Source organism: Sphaerisporangium sp. NPDC005289 (genome assembly GCF_040607455.1).
Classification (GTDB): domain Bacteria; phylum Actinomycetota; class Actinomycetes; order Streptosporangiales; family Streptosporangiaceae; genus Sphaerisporangium; species Sphaerisporangium rhizosphaerae.
This window is the reverse complement of record NZ_JBEXGS010000022.1, coordinates 97,462-116,388: the sequence shown is the minus strand read 5'-3', so window position 1 is coordinate 116,388 and position 18,927 is coordinate 97,462. Positions and strand designations below refer to the sequence as shown.

General features: G+C 71.0%; 14 protein-coding genes. 8 read left to right on the top strand and 6 right to left on the bottom strand.

Translation table 11 applies throughout. The annotated features are described in order from the left end of the window. Positions 1 to 175: 175 nt before the first annotated feature. From ABZT47_RS31000 to ABZT47_RS30980, 5 genes are all read right to left on the bottom strand, one after another. Positions 176 to 3,136: a glycoside hydrolase family 3 C-terminal domain-containing protein gene (locus tag ABZT47_RS31000; protein ID WP_354849895.1), complete on the bottom strand. Its 2,961-nt coding sequence runs from the start codon at positions 3,134 to 3,136 to the stop codon at positions 176 to 178. 51 nt (positions 3,137 to 3,187) lie between these two features. Then, positions 3,188 to 4,078, bottom strand: coding sequence for a carbohydrate ABC transporter permease (locus ABZT47_RS30995; RefSeq protein ID WP_354849892.1), 891 nt, complete (start codon positions 4,076 to 4,078; stop codon positions 3,188 to 3,190). Beyond that, on the bottom strand, positions 4,075 to 5,016 hold the full coding sequence (locus tag ABZT47_RS30990; protein WP_354849889.1) for a sugar ABC transporter permease: 942 nt from the start codon (positions 5,014 to 5,016) through the stop codon (positions 4,075 to 4,077). Before ABZT47_RS30990 ends, ABZT47_RS30995 begins: the two co-directional genes overlap by 4 nt. A 115-nt stretch (positions 5,017 to 5,131) precedes the next feature. After that, positions 5,132 to 6,451 (bottom strand): extracellular solute-binding protein, encoded by a 1,320-nt coding sequence (locus ABZT47_RS30985; RefSeq protein WP_354849886.1) that lies wholly within the window; start codon positions 6,449 to 6,451, stop codon positions 5,132 to 5,134. 18 nt (positions 6,452 to 6,469) lie between these two features. Further along, on the bottom strand, positions 6,470 to 8,755 hold the full coding sequence (locus tag ABZT47_RS30980; RefSeq protein ID WP_354849883.1) for a TIM-barrel domain-containing protein: 2,286 nt from the start codon (positions 8,753 to 8,755) through the stop codon (positions 6,470 to 6,472). Positions 8,756 to 9,343: 588 nt separating this feature from the next. Here ABZT47_RS30980 and ABZT47_RS30975 point away from each other — a divergent pair. The 5 genes from ABZT47_RS30975 (at position 9,344) to ABZT47_RS30955 (ending at position 14,434) form a co-directional block, all read left to right on the top strand. Further along, a complete protein-coding gene (locus tag ABZT47_RS30975) occupies positions 9,344 to 9,517 on the top strand; it encodes a hypothetical protein (protein WP_354849880.1) in 174 nt (57 codons plus the stop codon). Between the two features lie 162 nt (positions 9,518 to 9,679). Further along, positions 9,680 to 10,090: a hypothetical protein gene (locus tag ABZT47_RS30970; protein ID WP_354849878.1), complete on the top strand. Its 411-nt coding sequence runs from the start codon at positions 9,680 to 9,682 to the stop codon at positions 10,088 to 10,090. A gap of 33 nt (positions 10,091 to 10,123) precedes the next feature. After that, positions 10,124 to 10,294 (top strand): hypothetical protein, encoded by a 171-nt coding sequence (locus ABZT47_RS30965; protein WP_354849876.1) that lies wholly within the window; start codon positions 10,124 to 10,126, stop codon positions 10,292 to 10,294. A 19-nt stretch (positions 10,295 to 10,313) separates the two neighbouring features. Beyond that, on the top strand, positions 10,314 to 11,165 hold the full coding sequence (locus tag ABZT47_RS30960; protein WP_354849873.1) for a cupin-like domain-containing protein: 852 nt from the start codon (positions 10,314 to 10,316) through the stop codon (positions 11,163 to 11,165). Next, the gene (locus ABZT47_RS30955; RefSeq protein WP_354849870.1) at positions 11,108 to 14,434 is read left to right on the top strand and encodes a lantibiotic dehydratase; all 3,327 of its coding nucleotides are present in this window, start codon (positions 11,108 to 11,110) and stop codon (positions 14,432 to 14,434) included. Before ABZT47_RS30960 ends, ABZT47_RS30955 begins: the two co-directional genes overlap by 58 nt. Here the strand turns inward: ABZT47_RS30955 and ABZT47_RS30950 are convergent. Next, positions 14,382 to 15,038 (bottom strand): class I SAM-dependent methyltransferase, encoded by a 657-nt coding sequence (locus tag ABZT47_RS30950; protein ID WP_354849867.1) that lies wholly within the window; start codon positions 15,036 to 15,038, stop codon positions 14,382 to 14,384. The two genes, ABZT47_RS30955 and ABZT47_RS30950, sit on opposite strands and share 53 nt — an antisense overlap. A gap of 150 nt (positions 15,039 to 15,188) precedes the next feature. Here ABZT47_RS30950 and ABZT47_RS30945 point away from each other — a divergent pair, with 150 nt between their 5' ends. Genes ABZT47_RS30945 through ABZT47_RS30935 form a run of 3 tightly spaced genes read left to right on the top strand, consistent with a single transcriptional unit; the run spans position 15,189 to position 18,920 of the window. Next, complete coding sequence (locus tag ABZT47_RS30945) at positions 15,189 to 17,162, top strand: radical SAM protein (protein ID WP_354849865.1); 1,974 nt, start codon at positions 15,189 to 15,191, stop codon at positions 17,160 to 17,162. Positions 17,163 to 17,220: 58 nt separating this feature from the next. Next, complete coding sequence (locus ABZT47_RS30940) at positions 17,221 to 17,412, top strand: hypothetical protein (protein ID WP_354849862.1); 192 nt, start codon at positions 17,221 to 17,223, stop codon at positions 17,410 to 17,412. Then, positions 17,409 to 18,920, top strand: coding sequence for a hypothetical protein (locus ABZT47_RS30935; RefSeq protein ID WP_354849859.1), 1,512 nt, complete (start codon positions 17,409 to 17,411; stop codon positions 18,918 to 18,920). The genes ABZT47_RS30940 and ABZT47_RS30935 overlap by 4 nt, the downstream gene beginning before the upstream one ends. Positions 18,921 to 18,927: the final 7 nt, after the last annotated feature.

Genomic DNA, 18,927 nt, shown 5'->3' with positions numbered 1-18,927 from the left:
GCCTATTGGCCGCGTCCTTCGCCACATAAGTGCGCATCCCGTCACGGCACGGCGCAAAGAAAACAGCGAATCATCGACTCTAACCCAGGCCTGATCGTGCTGTGGCACCGGACGGCGGCACGGCGCCTCGCCATGACGGGCGAGGCGCCGTGCCTTCCTGCGGATCGTGTGCGGACTACTTGGTCAGGGTGAGGTCCTTGACGCGGAGGTCGCCGGTGAAGACGAGGTAGAGGTCGTGACGGCCGCCCGCCCTGGCGAGGGGCGTACGGGCGGTGGTGTAGGTGTACAGGCCGCCGGTGGCCGGCACCTGGAGGGTGCCGAGCGTCCTGCCGCTGGGCCCGTCGAGGCGCACCTCGATCTTCCCGGGGGCGGTGGCGGCTACGCCGGCGGTCAGGCCGGTGGCGCCGGTGCGCAGGTCGGCGTCCTTGAAGGCGATCCAGTCGCCGGTGGCCGTCCGGCCGACCGCGTCGCCCGCCGCCTTGGTCTCGTCGACCAGCTCGACGCCCGCGTAGTCGTCGAAGTCGGCGGCGCGGGTCGTCCTGAACAGGTCGCGGGGCGGGATCCTCTCCCCCGCGACGTCGAGCGTCGTGCGCTGGTGGACGGCGGCGGAGGAGCCGCCGACCATGACGTCGTGCCGGGCCTTCTCGACCGTCCACCTGCCGCGGGTGACGTCCCACAGGGCCAGGTCGGCGGCCTCGAACGACAGGGTGACGGCCTTGGTCTGCCCGGGCGCGAGGTGGACGCGCTGGAAGGCGCGCAGCTGCTTGACCGGCTGGGTCACCCGCGAGGTCGCCTGGTGGGTGTAGAGCTGCACCACCTCGTCCCCGGCCCGGCCGCCGGTGTTGGTGACCTTGACCGTCGCGGTGACCGTGCCGTCCGGCCGCGCCGTGCCGCTGTTGAGCTTCAGCCCCTGGTAGGCGAAGGTCGTGTAGCTGAGCCCGTGCCCGAAGGGGTACAGCGGGGAGCCCTTGTAGTACAGGTAGGTGTGGCCGGTCTTGGTGATGTCGTAGTCGAGGATGCTCGGCAGGCCGGCCTCCGACTTGTACCAAGTCTGGGTGAGCCGCCCGGCGGGGTTGACGTCACCGAAGATCACATCGGCCAGCGCGTGGCCGGTCTCGGCGCCGGCGTGGGTGGTCCACAGCAGCGAGCCGACCTGGTCCTGCACCTTGGGCATGGTCGTCGGGTAGCTGTCCTCGAGGACGACGACGGTGTTGGGGTTGGCCTTGGTGACGGCCGCGATGAGGTCCTGCTGGCTGTCGCCGAGCGCCAGCCCGGTGCGGTCGTGGTTCTCCCGCCCGGCGACGAACGGGTCGCTGCCCACCACGACGACGGCGGCGTCGGCGGCCTTGGCCTGCGCGGCCGCGGTCGCGGCGCCGCTGGTGAGGACCTCCTTGGCGAAGCGGGCGGCGTCGGCCTTGGCGCCCATCTTCAGCGTGCCGTCGGCGTCGATGGTCACGTACGGGTCCGCGGGCGACCACCAGCTCTCGTTGATCTCGTAGCCCACGTACTTGACGAGGTAGGCGCCGTCGGCCTGCTTCTCCAGCTTGAACTGCTGCTGGACGAACCAGCCGCCGGGGGTGTCGGAGTTGGCGAGGAAGGTGCCCCAGTTGCCGGTGAGCAGCTTGCCGTTGCCGGCGTTGCGCAGGGTGGTCACGCCGTCGGTCCAGTCGGTCAGGTCGAACTGCGAGGCGGCCGTCGGCGTCGTGTCGGAGACGGTGACCGCGGCGGAGTCTCCGGTCACGGTGATGTACTTGCCGGTCTTGACGTCCTTGAGGGCGACCCGGTCCGCGGCGTCGGCGCCGGTCACGGTGGCGCCGGCGCCGAGCCGCTCCTTGATGCCGTCCAGCGGGGTGACCTGGTAGGGCATCTTGCCGCCGTACCAGTCGCTGAGCAGGGTGTCGTGCAGCGGGCCGATGACGGCGACCTTCTTGGCGCGGGCGGGGTCGAGCGGCAGGGTCCTGCGGGAGTTCTTCAGCAGCACCATGGCCTTGCCGGCGGTCTCGCGGTTGAGCCGCTGGTTGGCCGGGCTGTTGACCACGTCCTTGGTGATGGAGCCGTAGGGGCCGCCGCCGGGGTCGAACTGGCCGAGCCGGAAGCGGATGGACAGGGCGTGCCGCACGGCGCGGTCGATGTCGGACTCGGCCAGCAGGCCCTTGGCGAGGGCGTCCTTGATCAACCCGGTCATCACGGCCGGTTTGTTGTCGTCCACGGTGAAGCTGTCGATGCCCGCCTTGAGGGCGGCCGCGAACGCCTCGGTCTCGTTGTCGAAGTAGTGCTCGGGGTCGGTGAGCGCGTGCGGCGCCCAGGCGTCGCTCACGTTGTACAGGGTCTTGTCCGTCCAGCTCCGCACCAGGCCGCCGAGGTCGGGGTTGACGGTGTTGGGCCGCCCGTTGACCAGGTTGTAGGACCCCATCACGCCGGTGGCCGCGTCGGCGGAGATCGCCGGCCTGAACGCCGCCTCGTCGTACTCGTGCTTCACCCTCGGCGGGAGGTTGGAGGAGGTGAGGCTGCGCTGGTACTCGTTGTTGTTGGCCAGATAGTGCTTCAGCACCGGGGCGGTCTTGAGGTGGAGCGGGTCGTCGCCGGACAGGCCCTTGCCGTAGGCGACCGAGATCGCGCCGGTCAGCAGCGGGTCCTCGGAGTAGCCCTCCTCGTTGCGGCCCCAGCGCGGGTCGCGCAGCAGGTTGACCACCGGCGCCCACACCTGGGTGCCCCAGGCGACCGGGTCGGCCGAGTTGTAGCCGCGCACCTCGTCGCCGACGGCCGAGCCGACCTTCTTGATCAGCTCGGGGTCCCAGGTGCTGGCCAGGCCGACGGCCTGAGGGAAGACCGTGCCGCTCGCGAAGGTCTGGCTCCAGCCGTTGGCGTCGTCGTTGGACCAGGCCACGCCGTGCAGGGCCTCGGTGCCGTTCTTGTGGTAGGGGACGCCGAGGCGCGGGATCGCGGCCTGCGACTGGTGCAGCAGCGAGATCTTCTCATCCAGCGTGAGACGGCCGAGCAGGTCGTCGACGCGCTGGTTGAGCGGCAGGGACGGGTCACGGAAGGGCGGGTCCTCGGCCGCCGCGGCGGGGGCCGCCAGCAGCGTGGTGAGCAGGCCGAGGACGGCCGCGAACAATAACGGTCGCCGGGGGGACATGGGGCGCCTCCAGGTCAGGTGGTGTGCGCGTTCGACAGGGGATTCAGCGGGTCATTTGACGGCGCCCACCGTGACGCCGCGGGTGAGCGTGCGCTGGAAGATCAGGAAGAAGGCGACGGCCGGGACGATGCCCAGCAGGGCCGAGGCGCTGCTCATGGTGGCGTCCATCATCTTCTCGCCCTGGAGCACGCCGAGCGCGACGGGCACGGTCTGGTTGTCGTTGGAGATCAGGAAGATCAGCGGCAGGAAGAACTCGTTCCAGGTCCAGATGAAGAAGAAGATCATCAGGACCGAGAGCGTGGGGCGGCTGATCGGCACGACGATGCGCCACAGGATGCGCCACCGGCTCGCGCCGTCCATGGCCGCCGCCTCGATGATCTCCTTGGGGAAGTCGCCGAGCACCGCCGACAGCAGGTAGGTGCCGAAGGCGCCCTGGACGACGGTGAAGATGATGATCACCGCGAGCCGGCTGTCGTACAGGCCGGCGGCCTTGGACAGGTAGTACAGCGGATAGGCCAGGGCCTCCTGCGGGAGGGTGTTGGCCACCAGGAACAGCACGAGGATCCACAGCCGGCCCCGCACCCGGCCGATGCCAAGGGCGTAGGCGTTGAGCACCGACAGCACCACGGCGAGCACCGCGACCGACGCGCTGATCACCAGGCTGTTGAGCAGCTTGCGCCCGAAGTCGACCCGGTTCCAGAACTCGATGATGCCGTCGAGGTAGAGACCGTGCGGCAGGCTGAGCGGCCCGCCGGAGGAGTACTCGGCCGGGCTCTTCACGGCGTTCAGCGTGACGATGGCGAACGGCAGGAGCATCACCACGGCGAGCACGGCCAGCGCGGCGAGCACCGCCCACCTGCCGGGCCCGGCCCCGGGGGCCCGGCCGCGCACGTGGCCCGCCCGTCCCGCGCGCGTGGCGCGGGGCACCGGGAGCGTGGTCATGACGAGCGCTCCTGGACGCGCAGGAACAGGAAGGTGACGACAACGATGATGATCGCCAGGACGGTGGCGATGGCCGAGCCGTAGCCGACGTTCGCCTTCTCGAAAAAGTTCTGGTAGCTGAAGTACGACGGCACCATCGTCGCCTTGCCCGGGCCGCCCCGGGTGAGCACGAAGATCGGCCCGAAGACCTTGAGCGCGGCGATGGTGCAGGTCAGCAGCACCACGAAGGTCTCGGGCCTGATCTGCGGCACGGTGATGTGCCAGAACCTGCGCCACCAGGACGCGCCGTCGATCTCCGCCGCCTCGTACAGCGCGGGGTCGACGCGCTGGAGCCCGGCCATGAAGATGACGACCGGGTAGCCGAGCTGGAACCAGACCATGACGGCCATGACGGTGGCCAGGGCCACGTCGGGGTCGCCCAGCCAGTTCTCGGCCAGGGCGCCGAGCCCGACCGCCTTGAGCACCTGGTTGAGCGCGCCGTAGGACGGGTGGAGCATCCAGCCCCACACGACGCCGGCGACCGCCACCGGCAGCACCTGGGGCAGGTAGTACGCCGCCCGCAGCGCGCTCGCCGTGCGGGGTCCGAAGCGCTTGCCGATGTAGTCGAACAGCGCGGCGGCCAGGATCAGGCCGGCGAAGGTGGGCAGGACCGCCATGGCGAGGATCAGCGCGACGTTGTGCTGGAAGGAGGCCCAGAAGGTCTCGTCCCGCAGCAGCCGCCGGTAGTTGTCGAGCCCGGTCCAGGTGGGCGTGCCGACGCCGCTCCAGCGGGTGAAGCTGGTGGCGACGTTCATCAGGAACGGCACGATGATGACCGCGAGGAAGAGAACCGCGCTGGGTACCAGGTAGACCCAGTACCCGGCGCTCCCGCGCGACCGCCGGACGGGCTCGGGCGTCCGGGCCCTCGCGGGCCGGGCCGCCGGAGCTTGTACTGCCATCTATTGCTCGGCCCCGGCCCCGCCGCCTGGTGGCGGCGGGGCGTGCCGTCCCTCCCCTACGTACACGATGTTCCGGTCTTCTCCGGCTTTGTCACGACTTGTTAGGGCGTGCGGGTCAGCCGCCGATGTCGGCGAGATTGTCGTTGTAGGGCTGCGCCAGCTCGTCCAGCACCTGCGCCGGCGTCTTGCCGCCGTTGATCAGCTCCTGGACGCCGGCGACCAGGACGTCGTAGTAGCCGGGCGCCGGCCAGTCGGGGTAGAAGGCCAGCCCGTCCTGGGTGGACAGCTTGTTGAAGTTCTCGATCAGTTCCTTGTTCTTCTCATCGGTGATCGCCGAGGGGTCGGCCGCCACCGGCACGCCGCCCGCGTTGCCGAGCTTGTTCTGGATGTCCTTGTTCATGGTGATGTCGATGAAGTCGTAGGCCAGGTCCTTGTTCTTGGACTTCTCCGGCACGACCCACAGGTTGCCGCTGGAGCCGGCGCTCATCTGGTTGCCCGGCCACAGGAAGCTGCCCCACTGGAACCCCTTGGCCTCGGTGGCCACCCGGCCGTACCACCAGCTGCCCGAGATCATGATCGGGAACTTGCCGGACATGAAGGCCGTGCCCATGTCCTCGGCCTTCAGCCCCGCCGAGTCCTTGGCGATGTAGCCCTTCTTCACCCAGTCGGCGAAGGTCGTGGCCGCGTAGGTCCATTCGGGGCCGTGGAAGTCGACCTTGCCCTTGTAGAGCTGGAAGGCGTCCACCCAGGGACGCTGCGCCTTGCTCAGCGCGAGCTGGTACACGATCTGCTGGGCGGGGTACTCGGCGCCGCCGAGCGAGATGGGCGTGACGCCGGCCTTGGCGAACTTGTCCAGCGCGGCGGTGAACTCCTCGAACGTCGTGGGCACCTTCACGCCCTGCTTGTCGAAGGCGTCCTTGTTGTAATAGACCATCACGTACTCGGCGTAGTTCGGGATGCCGAACCACTTGCCCGTCCCCATGATGCCGCGGTCGTCGTAGCGCGCCGTGGTCTGCAGGCTCGGGCTGAGCAGCTTGTCCCACCCGCGCTTGGCGACCTGCTCGCCGAGGTCGGTGAGCAGCCCCTGCTTGGACAGCAGGCCCGCGGTCGCGTTGCCCTTGTTGTACTCCATGATGTCGGGCGCCTGGTCGGACCCGAGGACCATGCTCGCGGTCTTCTGGATCTGCTCGAAGCCCTTCTCCTCCACCTTCACCTTCACGTTCGGGTGGCTCGCCTCGAACCGCTTGACGGCCTCGGCCCAGGCGACGCCCATGGCGCTGGTGGCTCCCTCGTAGTGCCACAGCGTCAGGGTCTTGGCCTCGTTCGAGCCGCCCCCGCCGCTCGTGCCACTCGTGCCCGAGGAACCCGATGAGCCGCAGGCGGCGAGTGTCAGCGCCGCCGCGACCAGCGCGGCGACGATCCCTGTCTTGGACATGGTGTTTCTCCAGTTGTGCTAGCCGACGACGACCGTGGCCGGGGCGCCGGCGACGGGGGCGATCTCGACGGTGGTGATCGGCAGGGGACCGGTGACGCCGACGCGCAGCACATCGCCGTCCCGGACGGTGGTGATCGTGGTGTCGCCGTCGACGTCCCTGATGATGGTGCTGCCCCCGCCGCCGTAGGCGACGACGGCGACATCGGTGAACGGGCCGTCGCCGACCGTGTCGCGGACCTCGGTCACCGGGATGAGGGCGCCGTGCCGGACGAACAGCGGGATCTGCTCCAGGGGCTTGGTGACGGTGATGTAGCGCCCGCCGCGGTGGACCTCGTGGGTCCAGTAGTCCACCCACTCACCCTGGGGCAGGTACACCTGCCGGGTGCCGTCGGCGGAGGTCATCGGGGCGACCAGCAGGTCGCGGCCGAGCAGGTACTCAAGGTCGGCCTGCCAGGCCACCGGGTCGCCGGGGTGGTCGACGCACAGCGCGCGCATCATCGGCGCGCCGGTGCGGGCCGCCTCGACCGCGGCCGAGTAGATGTAGGGCATGAGCCGGTAGCGCAGCCTGATCGCCTCGACCGCCAGGTGCTCCACCGCGGGGAACTCCCACGGCTCGCGGCTGGTGGTGCCGTGGAAGCGGACCAGCGGCGACAGCGCGCCGAACTGGGCCCACCGCACGTACAGGTCGTCGGAGGGGGTTCCGGTGAAGCCGCCGGCGTCGTGGCTCCAGAACGGGATGCCCGACAGGCCGTGCGACAGGCCGCCGCGGATGGTGCTGCCCATGGCGGGATAGGAGGTGTAGGTGTCCCCGCCCCACTGCGCCGAGTGCCGCTGGCCGCCCAGGAAGGACGAGCGCGCCCACACCATGCCGTGGCCGTTCACCTCGCGGGTGACGCCGGAGACGACGTCGTTGAACATCAGCGAGTAGACGTTGTGCAGCTCGGTGCCGCTCATGCCGTTGTGCGCCACCGCGTCGCTCGGGACGCCCTCGGCGAAGTCGGTCTTGAACAGCGCCACGCCCTGCCGCAGCAGCCCGCGCAGCAGGCCGGTGAACCACTCGACGGCCTCGGGGTTGGTGAGGTCGATGATGCCGCAGGCCGGGTACGAGCCGTGCCAGGAGTCCGCGACGTAGGTCTCACCGTCCTGGTCCTTCAGGAAGTACCCCTTGGCGGCGGCGTCGGGAAAGTCCGGGCTGAGGTGGGAGACGTAGGGGTTCATCCACAGGCAGGTCTCGAAGCCCTGCTCGCGCAGCGTGGCGAGCATGCCCTCGGGGTCGGGGAAGCTCTCGGCGTCCCACCGCAGGTCCGACCAGTGGCCGAGGGTCTGCCAGTAGCAGTCCAGGTGGAGCACGTCGCAGGGGATGCCGCGCTCGCGGATCTTCCTGGCCCGCGCCAGCACCCGCTCCTGGCTGTCCTTGAAGAAGCCCGAGGAGATCCAGCTGCCGAAGGCCCACTTGGGCGGCAGGGCCGGCGCGCAGGTCAGCGTGTCGTACCGGGCCAGGACCTCCGGGATCGACGGGCCGGCGATCAGGTAGTAGTCGATCAGGTCGTCCGGGACGACGATCTCGACACAGCTGTGCGTCGCGCGGCAGAGGTCGAACTCCACCGGCATGCCGCTGTCCACCAGCAGGCCGTAGCCGCGGCTGGAGACGAAGAATGGAACGTTCTTGTAGGAACGGTCGGACTCCGCGCCGAAGGCGTCGAAGTTCCACATCAGCGGGCGCTGGCCCCGCTTGTCGAGCGGGGTGAACTTCTCCCCGAATCCGCCGAAGTGCTCGTCCGGCTGGGCGACCAGGCTCTCCTGGTAGGCCACCGCCGCGCCCTCGACCAGGGACCGCCCGAACGGCAGCGTGCGCAGCCGGCCGCTGATGTCCACATGGCCGCGGTCCTGCTCGGTCAGCAGCCGCCCGTCGCCGTCGGTGAAGCGCAGGTGCCAGGGGTCCAGGGTGATCTCGGCGCGCACCGCGCCCGCGTCGACGACGACCCGGCCCTCGCCCGCCTCCACCCGCGCCCCGCCGAACCGGCCCGGGCGGACCATCTCGATCGCGCGCGCCGACCGGGTGCGCGCCGCGACGTCCTCCCCGAGCCGCACGCGGATCACGCCCTCGCCGGCCACCCCGACCTGGACGACCAGCACCTCCTCGGCGGAGGTGGAGGCCTTGAAGGTCACCCCGTCGCCGCCGGAGGCCATCACCTCGGCCCGGACGAGCGCGGAGAGCCCCTGCTCCCCCTGGGCGCGTACCGGCAGCTCCGGCGGATCGGCGCTGAAGTACTCGTGCGCGACCAGGGGGGGACGGTACGGCATTGCGGCGCTCCTGGCGGTCCGGGTGAAGACGACGCGAATTAGTTTGCCGACTATACGAACAAACGTCAACGCCATGCGCGCCGGTGGACGTCCCGTTGACAGCGCGGCGAACCTGTCCTTAGTTTGAGCACCGTACGAATTCACGGCGGCCCGCGACCGTAACCCGAGGAGAGGCCACCGACCGTCCGAGGGGCGTGCCCGGGCTCCGCCACGGCGGCGACCACAACCCCGAGCAGTGGCCCGAGGAGGTCTGGCCCAGGACGTCGCCCTCATGCGCGCGGCCGGGGTCAACCTGGTCACCTACATCCACCCGGGCGCCTCGCCGGGCGGGTGCAAGCGGGCGGCAACAGGATCGCAAGCGAGCGGAGGGATGGTTCTCCCAGAGACTCGGCCTCCATTGGAGGGAGAACGCGATGAGACGCGTCAGGATCGCCCGGCCCCGCCCCGGACACCGTCCCGAGACGATGATCCCTCTCGATCTGCGCTCGCCTTCCGGGCGTCCGCTGCCATACTAGAGATCTTTACAATAGTCTTACGCCGACCTCTGTAGACATCTCATGTAACGAGATCATCACGCCGGGGGGCTAGATGAGAAGGCTGGCCGTGGTGCCCGCGTACGTTCCGCGGCACAAGGTGCGCGACATCGGTTCGGCGCACCGTCGAAAGCCCGCGAACGAGAGCAAGGTCGTCCACCTGCAGGCCTACACCGGCCGCAACGTGATCCGCTTCCCCCGCCCCGGCGGCGGCACCCCCGCCGCCTGACGGGCGCGCCCTCATCGTCCCGCCGCGGGTATTCGCACGGGGTATTCGCACGGGGACGGAACGTGTCTATGCTGAGTGCCTAGAGCACAGGGGGCCAGGGATTCGCGGGGGCCCGCCCACCGAGGCATGACGCGATGAGTCGCGAGCACCAGGGAGGGCACCGTGATCGAGAACGACGAGTCACCGCCGGCCGCCTCCGCGGCGAACGCCCGCCGGGAGCTGCCGTTCACCGAGGGCTCGGTCTGGTCCATCCAGTTCGCCCAGACCAAGCCGGGCATGACCGCGGAATACCTGCGCAACCTGGGCGCCGGTTGGACACCGTTGATGGACGAGGCCAAGCGCGAGGGGCTGATCCTCGACTACCGCGTGCTGGTCGCTCCGCATGTCAATCGCGACGACTGGGATGTGATGCTCATGGTCGAGGTGCCGAACATGGCCGCCCTCGACGGATACCAGGCAAAGATGAACGACCTGGCCGGCCGGGTCATCACAGAGAACGCCAAGCAGGACTGCGCGCAGTTCCGCGAGCTGCTCGGCATGAAGCTGGTCCGCGAGATCACCCTGAGGAAATAGGCGTCGTCGGCCGAGACCGGAGGAGTTCGCGTCATGGACGCAGCATCTGAGACGACCACCCCCAAGAAGAGACTGGCGCTCAAGCGGGAGACCGTGCGCGATCTCAACGACCCGATACTCACCACGCAGGGGTGGAGCCTGTGGACCTGCGAAGAGACCGCCGACATGGGGCGGGGCGACGGCGGGGGCGAGCAGGGCGGGTGAGCGCCGGAACCGGCCGCGGATGCGCCTGAGGCCGATCCCGCGCGTCTCCCGGGGAGACTTCCGGCGGGCGCCGCTGGCCGGCCGTCCCCTGGTGGTCCTGGACAACACACCCGGCTGGCCCGCCTTCACCCGCTGGCACGAGGGATACCTGAGATCCGTGGCCGGCCACCGCGAGGTGGCCGTGCGCGAGACGAACGGGCCACCCCGCAACATCTTCCAGAACCTCGCCGAGGGCGGTCGCGTGCCGTTCGGCGACTACCTGGACTGGGTGGTCGAGACGGCGCGGGAGCTGGAAGGCATCGCCGGTCACTCCGGCGTCCGGGACATCACCCGCGCCGTCGCCGGCAGCGGGTTCGACGTCTCCTACTACCTGGACGCGAAGCTGGGCCAGTTGTCGCGGACGCTCCTCGCGGACGCGCCGGCCCCCGGCTGGTACCGCTCTCCCCCGGTGGACACCAACCTGTGGCTGGGCGTCCTCGGCACCTCCTCCGGGCTCCACTGCGACGTGACGCCCAACTGCAACGTGCAGGTGATCGGCCGAAAGCACTTCATCCTCTTCCCGCCCTCGCAGTCGCGACGGGTATATCGCATTCCACGCCTCACACATTGCCGGTTCGACCCCAACGACCCGGACTTCGGCCGCTTCCCGCTCGCGCGCCAAGCGTCGGGCTGGCAGTGCACGCTTTCGCCGGGCGAGTCGCTGCACATCCCGGTCGGCTGGTACCACCAGGTCACGGTGGTGTCGGCCTGGGCGCTGAACGTCAACTTCTTCTGGCGACGGCCGTTCCCGCAGGGCATCGCGACGCCGCCGCTGTGGCGGTTCCTGCTGCGGCGGGGGTGGGCGCGGGCGAGACGGCGGCGCGGGGAGTGAGGAGCGGGCGCGGGGAACCCACCTGGCAGGCGTCGGGCTTCTTCGTGCTCCGCACGCCCTGCCTCCCGCTCGACGCGCTGCTCGCGCTCGGCGAGGGCCTCGAAGGGGCGGCCCACTCGCATGAGGAGGCACTGCTGGACCGCGACCGCGCCCGCGTACTCGACAGGCTGCGCGCGCTGTGCCTGCGACCCGACGTGCGCGAAGCGCTCATGGTCGCGTCCCCGTCGCTGGAGCGGCGGCTGGACGACTGGGCCGGCGCCCCGGACGGCGCGCCCCGCGCCGGGCACAGCCTCCTGCGCTACGTCGCCCGCATGGCGGGACGCGCCACCCCGTTCGGGCTCTTCGCCGGCTGCTCGGTCGGGGTCGTCGGCGACGAGACCCGGCTGCGCCTCCCGGGAGGGGAGACCTACCGGCGCCACACCAGCCTGGACGTCCGCTACCTCGACGCCGTGGCGGAGGCCCTGCACCGTGATCCGGCCGTGCGGCGGCACCTCAGGTACACGCCCAATTCCAGCCTCTACCGGGTGGCCGGGCGGCTGAGGTACACCGAGGCGCGGCCGGCCGGCGCCGGGACGTCCTACCATCTGGTGGCCGTCGAGCCCTCCGCCCACCTGGACGCCGCGCTCGCGCGTGCGGCGGCGGGCGCGCTGCCCGGCGAGGTGGCCGGCGCCGTCCGCGCCGCCGTCCCCGAGGCCGGTCCCGATGAGGCGCTGGACTTCGTGGACGACCTGATCGGCGCCCAACTGCTGGTCTGCGAGCTGACCCCGGCGGTCTGCGGGCCGGAGCCGATCGACGAGGTCCTCGGCGGGCTGGCCGGCGCGGCCGGACCGCGCGCGGCGCGGGCCCGCGCCGTCCTGGGCAGGGCGCGTGCGATGCTCGCCGACCTCGACCGGTCGCCGCCCGGCGCCGCGCCGGAACGCTACCGCGAGGTCTCCGAGGCGCTCGACGCGCTGCCGATCGGGCCCGTGACCCCCGTCGCCTTCCACGTGGACCTGACCAAGCCGGCCGCCGTGGCGCTGGGGCGCGAGGTGGTCGCCGAGATCGAGCGCGGCGTGCGCGTCCTGCATCGCGTCAGCGGCGTGGGCCGGCGCACCGACCCCCTGGACCGGTTCCGCGAGGCGTTCGACCGCCGGTACGGCGGGCGAGAGGTGCCGCTCTGCGAGGCCCTGGACGAGGAGATCGGCATCGGATTCCCCGCCGCGGAAGCGCCCGGCGCGGCGCCGGCCCCGCTGCTGGACGGCCTGGCGTTCAGGCCCCCGCCGGACGTCGGCGCGGCGCGGTTCGGCCGCCGGGACGCGCTGCTGCTGCGCTGGCTGTCCGAAGCGGGACGCACCGGAGCGACCGAGATCGCCTTGGGTGGTGAGGAGCTGCGCGCCTTGCGGGAGGCCGGCGAGGAGGCGGCCGTCATGCCCGACTCCTTCGGCGTGATGGCCACGATCCTCGCGACCGGCGAGGAGGCCGTGGCCACGGGCCACTACCGGATCGTGCTGTCCGGCCCCGGCGGTCCGTCCGGAACGAACCTGATGGCCCGCTTCTGCCGCCGGGACGAGGAGCTGAGCCGCCACGTCCGGGCGCATCTGCGGGCCGAGGAGGCCCTGCGCCCCGACGCCGTCTTCGCGGAGGTCGCGCATCGCCCGCCGGGCACGGTGGGCAACGTCCTGGTCCGGCCCCATCTCAGGGACCACGAGATCGTCTATCTCGGGCGTTCCGCCGAGGCCGGGCGCCGGATCGCGCTCACCGACCTCGTGGTCGCCGTCACCGGCGAGCGGGTGGTGCTGCGCTCCCGCTCGCTCGGCCGCGAGGTCCTCCCCCGGCTGGCGACGGCACACCGCACCGGCGGGGCCGGCAACCTCGGCGTGTACCGCTTCTTGTGTGCCCTGCGAGGGCAGGGCGTGACGAGCGGGCTGTCCTTCTCCTTCGGGGCGCTGGAGGACGCGCCGTACCTGCCGCGGGTCACCGCCGGCCGGCTGGTGCTGTCACGGGCGCGCTGGAACCTGTCCGGCGGGCAACTGGCGGAGCTGGACGGGCCGACCGCGGCGGCGCGGTTCGCCGCCGTACAGCGGCTGCGCGCGCGCCTGCGCCTGCCGCGCTGGGTCGCCGTCGCCGACGGGGACCGGCGCCTGCCGGTCGACCTGGACAACGCGCTGTTCACCGAGATGGCCGCCGGCCTGCTGCGCGGTCGCTCCTCGGTCCGGATCGAGGAGGTGTTCTTCGGCTCGGACGAGGTGCCGGTGACCGGGCCCGAGGGCCGGTTCGCGCATGAGCTCGTCGTGCCATTCCTGCGCGTACGAGACCCGGCGACGCCCTCGCAGCCGAGCCCGGCGGCGAGGCCGGCCCGTCGCGGCGTCCCGCTCGGCGGGGTGGGGCCGGTCAGGCGAAGCTTCCCTCCCGGGTCCGAATGGCTCTACGCCAAGCTGTACACCGGGCCCGCGAGCGCGGACGCGGTGCTCCGGCGCGTCGTGCGCCCGGTCGTGCGCGACGCGGTGTCCGGCGGCGCGGCCGACCGCTGGTTCTTCGTCAGGTACGCCGATCCGGACCCGCACCTCCGCCTGCGCCTGCACGGCGACCCCGCCCGCCTGACGGGCGAGGTGCTGCCCGCGTTGCTCGGCGGCTGCGCGGCCCTCCACGCCGAAGGCATTCTGTGGCGCACCCAGCTGGACACCTACGAACGCGAGGTCGAGCGGTACGGCGGCCCCGAGGGGATCGTCCTGGCCGAGCGGCTGTTCCACGCGGACAGCGACGCCGCGCTCGACGCGGTCGGGACGGTCCCGGGCGACGCGGACGCGCGCTGGCGGCTGACACTGGCCGGTCTCGACCGGTTGCTCGGCGACCTCGGCCTGGACCTCACCGACCGGCTCGCCGTCGCCGGGGCGCTGCGCGACCGATTCGGCAGGGAGTTCCGGGTGGACGCCGCGTTCACGCACCGCCTCGGAGCGCGCTACCGCCGCGAGCGCGCGGCCCTTGAGACGCTGCTCGGGCCGGAGCCGCCCGCCGGCCCGCCGCCCTACGCGGCACGGTCTCGCGCGCTGGCCTCCGTGGCCGGCGACCTGGCGGCGTGCGCGGAGGCCGGCCGCCTCACCCGCCCACTCACCGCGCTCGCCGGCGGCTTCCTCCACATGCACGCCAACCGGATGCTGCCCTCAGCCGCCCGAGCCCAGGAGCTGGTCCTGTACGACTTCCTCGGTCGCTGGTACCGGTCGCGAGCGGGGCGGCGGGTCAACGGGGCCGGCGCAGCAGCAGCGCGTCCGGCCGCCGATGGTCCACGATGAATCCGGCGCCGAGGAACGGGCCGGCGTGGCGGGGGTTCAGGTAGACGACGTGGAATTCCCGGGGGGCGCGGTCGAGCGATTCGCGTATGCGGTCGACGACCGCGCTCATGGTGTCGGCGCCGAACGGGTTGAACAAGTACGCCACGGTGACCTCCGGGGGCACCTCGAAGGACGCGGCGTCGGCGCACGTGACCGACAACGCGCCCGGACGGCGGCGGCCGTATCTCGCGATGTTCGCGGTGGCGATCGCGCACAGTTCGGGTGATGATTCGACCCCGATCGCCGTGCCGAAGCCGTGTTCGGCGGCGAGCATGAGCGCCCGGCCCTTTCCCGCGCCGAAATCCACCAGGGCGCGGCCGTCCGCGGCGAACCCGGCCTGCCGCAGGATCTCCGCGAAGAGCAGCTGATTGGTGCCCTCGTGCGCGGTGGCGCGGCCGGGCGGCTCCATCGAGGTGTCCGTCCCGTGCCGCAGGTCGAACAGCACCTCGTGCAGGGCCAGCCGAGCCGTTCGGGCGACGCCGCGTCCACGGCGCGCGGCCGCGAACGAACGCGCGATCATCCACGCCTGACCCGCGAACCGGCGGATCATTGTGCGCCTTCCCATGGCCGTCCTGAATATCATTTCACCGTGCATTTCCACAAATCATCTCAATCCACCTAGAACGGATTGGCATGATCGACGCCGAAAAGACCCTGGACGGAAACAAAAGACGTCTCTAGACTCTGGGAATCTGCACTCTCAGCGGGGGTGCGCATGCGCATCGCGCTTGTGACCTGTTTCAATGCCGACTGGCACCACGGCAAGGTGCCCTCACCCTATGTTCCCCTCAATCTGCTCACTTTGGCGGCGCACGTGCGCGCGGCCGGGCACGAGCCCATCGTCGTGGACCAGACGCTCGCGCTTTTCGACGGCACGGCGACCGACGGCCCCGGTTTCCACCGGGACGTCGCCGGCTTCATCGCAGGCTTGAACCCGGACGTCGTCGGATTCACCACGATGTGCAATTCCTATCCGCAGACGCTGGCATTGGCCGGAGAATGCCATGATCTCCTGCCGGAAGCGAAGATCGTCCTCGGCGGCCCCCAGGCGAGCGTCGTGGACGTGGCCACGCTGACGGAGTTCACCTCGATCGACGCCGTCGTGCGCAACGAAGCCGACGTCTCCCTCAGCGCCATGCTCGGCGAACTGTCCGGCGACGGCGACCTGGGCCGCGTCCCCGGGGTGACGTGGCGGCGGCCCGACGGCACGGTCGTGCGCAACCCCGGCGCGCCGCTGCTCCAAGACCTGGACGACCTGCCCTACCCCGCGTACGACCTCTACCCTTTCGACCAGATCAGAGTGGGTCTGGCGCCGGTCGAGGCGGGGCGGGGCTGTCCCTACGGTTGCACGTTCTGTTCCACCAACGTCTATTTCAACCGGCGGCACCGCATCAAGTCGCCCGAGCGGCTGGTCACGGAGATGCGGTTCCTGCACCAGGCCCACGGGTTCTCCCGGTTCGATCTCGTGCACGACATGCTCACCGTCGACCGCCGCTGGGTGCGGCGGTTCTGTGAGGTGCTCCGCGAGGGCGGCGAGGGGTACTCCTGGGGGTGCAGCGCGCGCACCGACAGGGTGGACGACGCGTTGCTGTCGGAGATGGCGGACGCGGGGTGCATGGGGGTCTTCTTCGGCGTCGAGACCGGCGCCCAGCCGTTGCAGCCCTCCATCAAGAAGCGCCTGGACGTCTCCCATGTCCTTCCCGTCATCTCGTCCTGCGTCGACAACGGCATCTCCCCCACCGCGTCGTTCATCACAGGGTTCCCCGACGAGACGGTGACCGACGCGCTGGACTCCTTCGAGCTCGCGCTGGACGTTCTGGAGCTGTCGCACAAGACCTCGGCGCAGATGCACCTGCTGGCCCCGCTCACCGGCAGCCCGTTGCACGCCCAGCACCAGGACGACCTGCGGTTCGACGGGCACAGCTCGGACATCTCACTCTTCCTGCTGAATGAGGCCGAGATCACGCTCGTCCGCCGCCATCCGGCCATCTTCTCCAACTTCTACTTCATCCCCACCCCCCACCTCGACCGAGAGCTGGCCAAGGCGATCTCCGCCGCCACCTACACCTGCCCCCTGCTGTTCATCGCCTTACGGCACGCCGGCGCCGACCCGCGCCGCGTCCTGACCGGATGGACCGCGTGGCAGCGCCGCACCCTTTCCGGCGAGCAACGCGCGCAGGACTATTTCCTGTACCGTTTCGTGCTCGACCTGTGCGCCTACGTCAGGGCCGAACTGCTGCCCGAGCTGATCGACCGGGCCCCGTATCTCCCCGACCTCGTCGAGTACTTCGAGGTGCGTTACGCCCTCCAGCGCGGGCTCATCCCGCAGCCCACGGTCTTCCGCCGGTTCGACTGGGACGTGCGGGCGCTCAGCGAGTCGTTGCGCGGCGCCGGCGGCCCGCCCGACGCCAGGCCCGGCGCGCACGACCTGTTGTTCGTCGACCTGAAACTCGTGCGGCAGCGCGGTTACGTCTTCCTGGAAGCGAGCGTGCCACGGACGCCGAACCCGCTCGTACGGGCCGGCGACGTCCTGGAGATCCGCGACATTGCACGGCAGCTCGTCAGCCGGCCCCAGCTCGTCATCCGCAACCTCTCACAGCAAACAGGCTTCACCACCAGACACCACCTGGAGGAACGGCATCTCAGGGCGATGGGGCTCATCCCGGCGCAGGCCCCGAGCCCCGTGTAGCCAGGCGCCGATCACACGAAGCCGGGCCGCAGCGGAACACCAGACCGGAGGAAACGCGATGGACACCCCCGAGACGACCACGCCCTTCGACGAACTGCCCTTCGAGAAGCTGCCGTTCGACGAGCTGCCGCTCGAAGAACTGCCGATAGAGGGCCTCGGGCTCGTGGAGCTCGAGTCGCGCATGGAGGCGGAAGGGGAAGCGGGCGGCGTCGTCACCGTGGTCACGCAGATCGTCACGGCGCAGTGGTGACCGGTCGCCGGCCCGGGAACCCGGGCGCGGCGCCCGTCAAGCAGGAGACGCACGTCGGCTGGCAGGGTGACAACGTCCTGGTGCACGACGCGCGCCGCCCGATCACACGCCGGCTCCGGCGAGCGCTGAGCGTGGACGGCCTGCCCGCCGCCGGCGCCCCGCCCTCGGAACGTCGCATCGCGGCCGGCGTCGACACGCGCGGCTTCTCCACCTACCCGCTGCTGTTCTACGGCGCCTTCCCGAACGTCTCGCTGGCGGGGCTGCGCGCGCTGTGCACCTGCGGATCCCTCCTTTTCGATCACGTGCTGTGCCTGGACCAGTTGTGCGACCGCCCATCGCCGGACGATTCCGGGACGCTGCTGCTGAGCACCGCGCTGTACCGGGAGGCGCTCGGCATGCTGCACGAGCTGTTCCCCGCCGGCAGCCGCTTCTGGGCCTGCTTCGACCGCAACTACGAGCACTTCAGCCGGGCCATGCTCGCCGAGGGGGCACGCCATCGCGACCTGGTCACCCCCTACCCGCCGGACGACCTGGAGATGATCTACTCGGGGAAGTCGGCGGTCGCCAAGAGCTGCCTGGCCGCGCTCGCCGCGCTCGACGGGAACCAGCAGGCCATCGAGACCCTGGAGGCGTCGCACGACCTGTTCTACATCGGTTTCCAACTGGCCGACGACCTGGACGACTGGCGCGCGGACTACGAACGCCGCATGTACACCTACCCGCTGACGCGCGCCTTCCTGTCCGCCGGCTGGCAGGGCCGCGTCGAGTCGGGCGCCAGGCCGAGCGTGGAGGAGGTCGGCGACCTGCTCGCACGCTCGGGCGCGGCCGAGGAGACGCGGGCGCTCGCCCTCCGCTATCTGGCGCGGGCGCAGGCCGCCGCGTCCGGTCTGGAGGTGGACGGCTGGTCGGGGGCGATCAGGAACGCCCACCGGCGGATCAGCGAGATGCGCTTCGACGGGACACGGCCCGCCGAAGCGGACGGCCAGCCCGCGGTCGAACCGGCGCCCGAAGGCGGGGTCCGGATGCGCTGGAGCGGCGGGCGCGCGGCCGACGCCCCGATCGCCCGCACCTGGTATCCCTGGCTCGCCCCCGCGAGGGAGCCCCGTGTCACCGACCAGGACATCCTGCGCGAGCAGGCGGGAATCCTGGCCGAGGGCCAGGGCGTCCACTCGCTGCGCGAGGCGCTCTACGACGTCGGCCGTGCCGTCCACGCCTCACTGCGCGCCTTCCCCGGACGCGGCCTCGAAGCGCATCTCGGCGTGTCGGCGGCGGAACTGGCCTGGCTCCGGCGCCACGACGCCTGGCTCGACGGATTGCTGACCGACGACCTCGATGAGCCGCCAGAGCTGTGGACGCCCGCCGAGCGGAGTTCGGGATGGGCGCCCCCCGCCGTAGGCCGGTATCTCGGCTACCGGCTGATCTCCGACTGCTCCGGGGAACCGGCGGCGGCCGTGCCTCCCTCCATGGACGCCGTCTTCCGGCACCACCGCACCCGGTCGATCGCCTGAGGGGCCC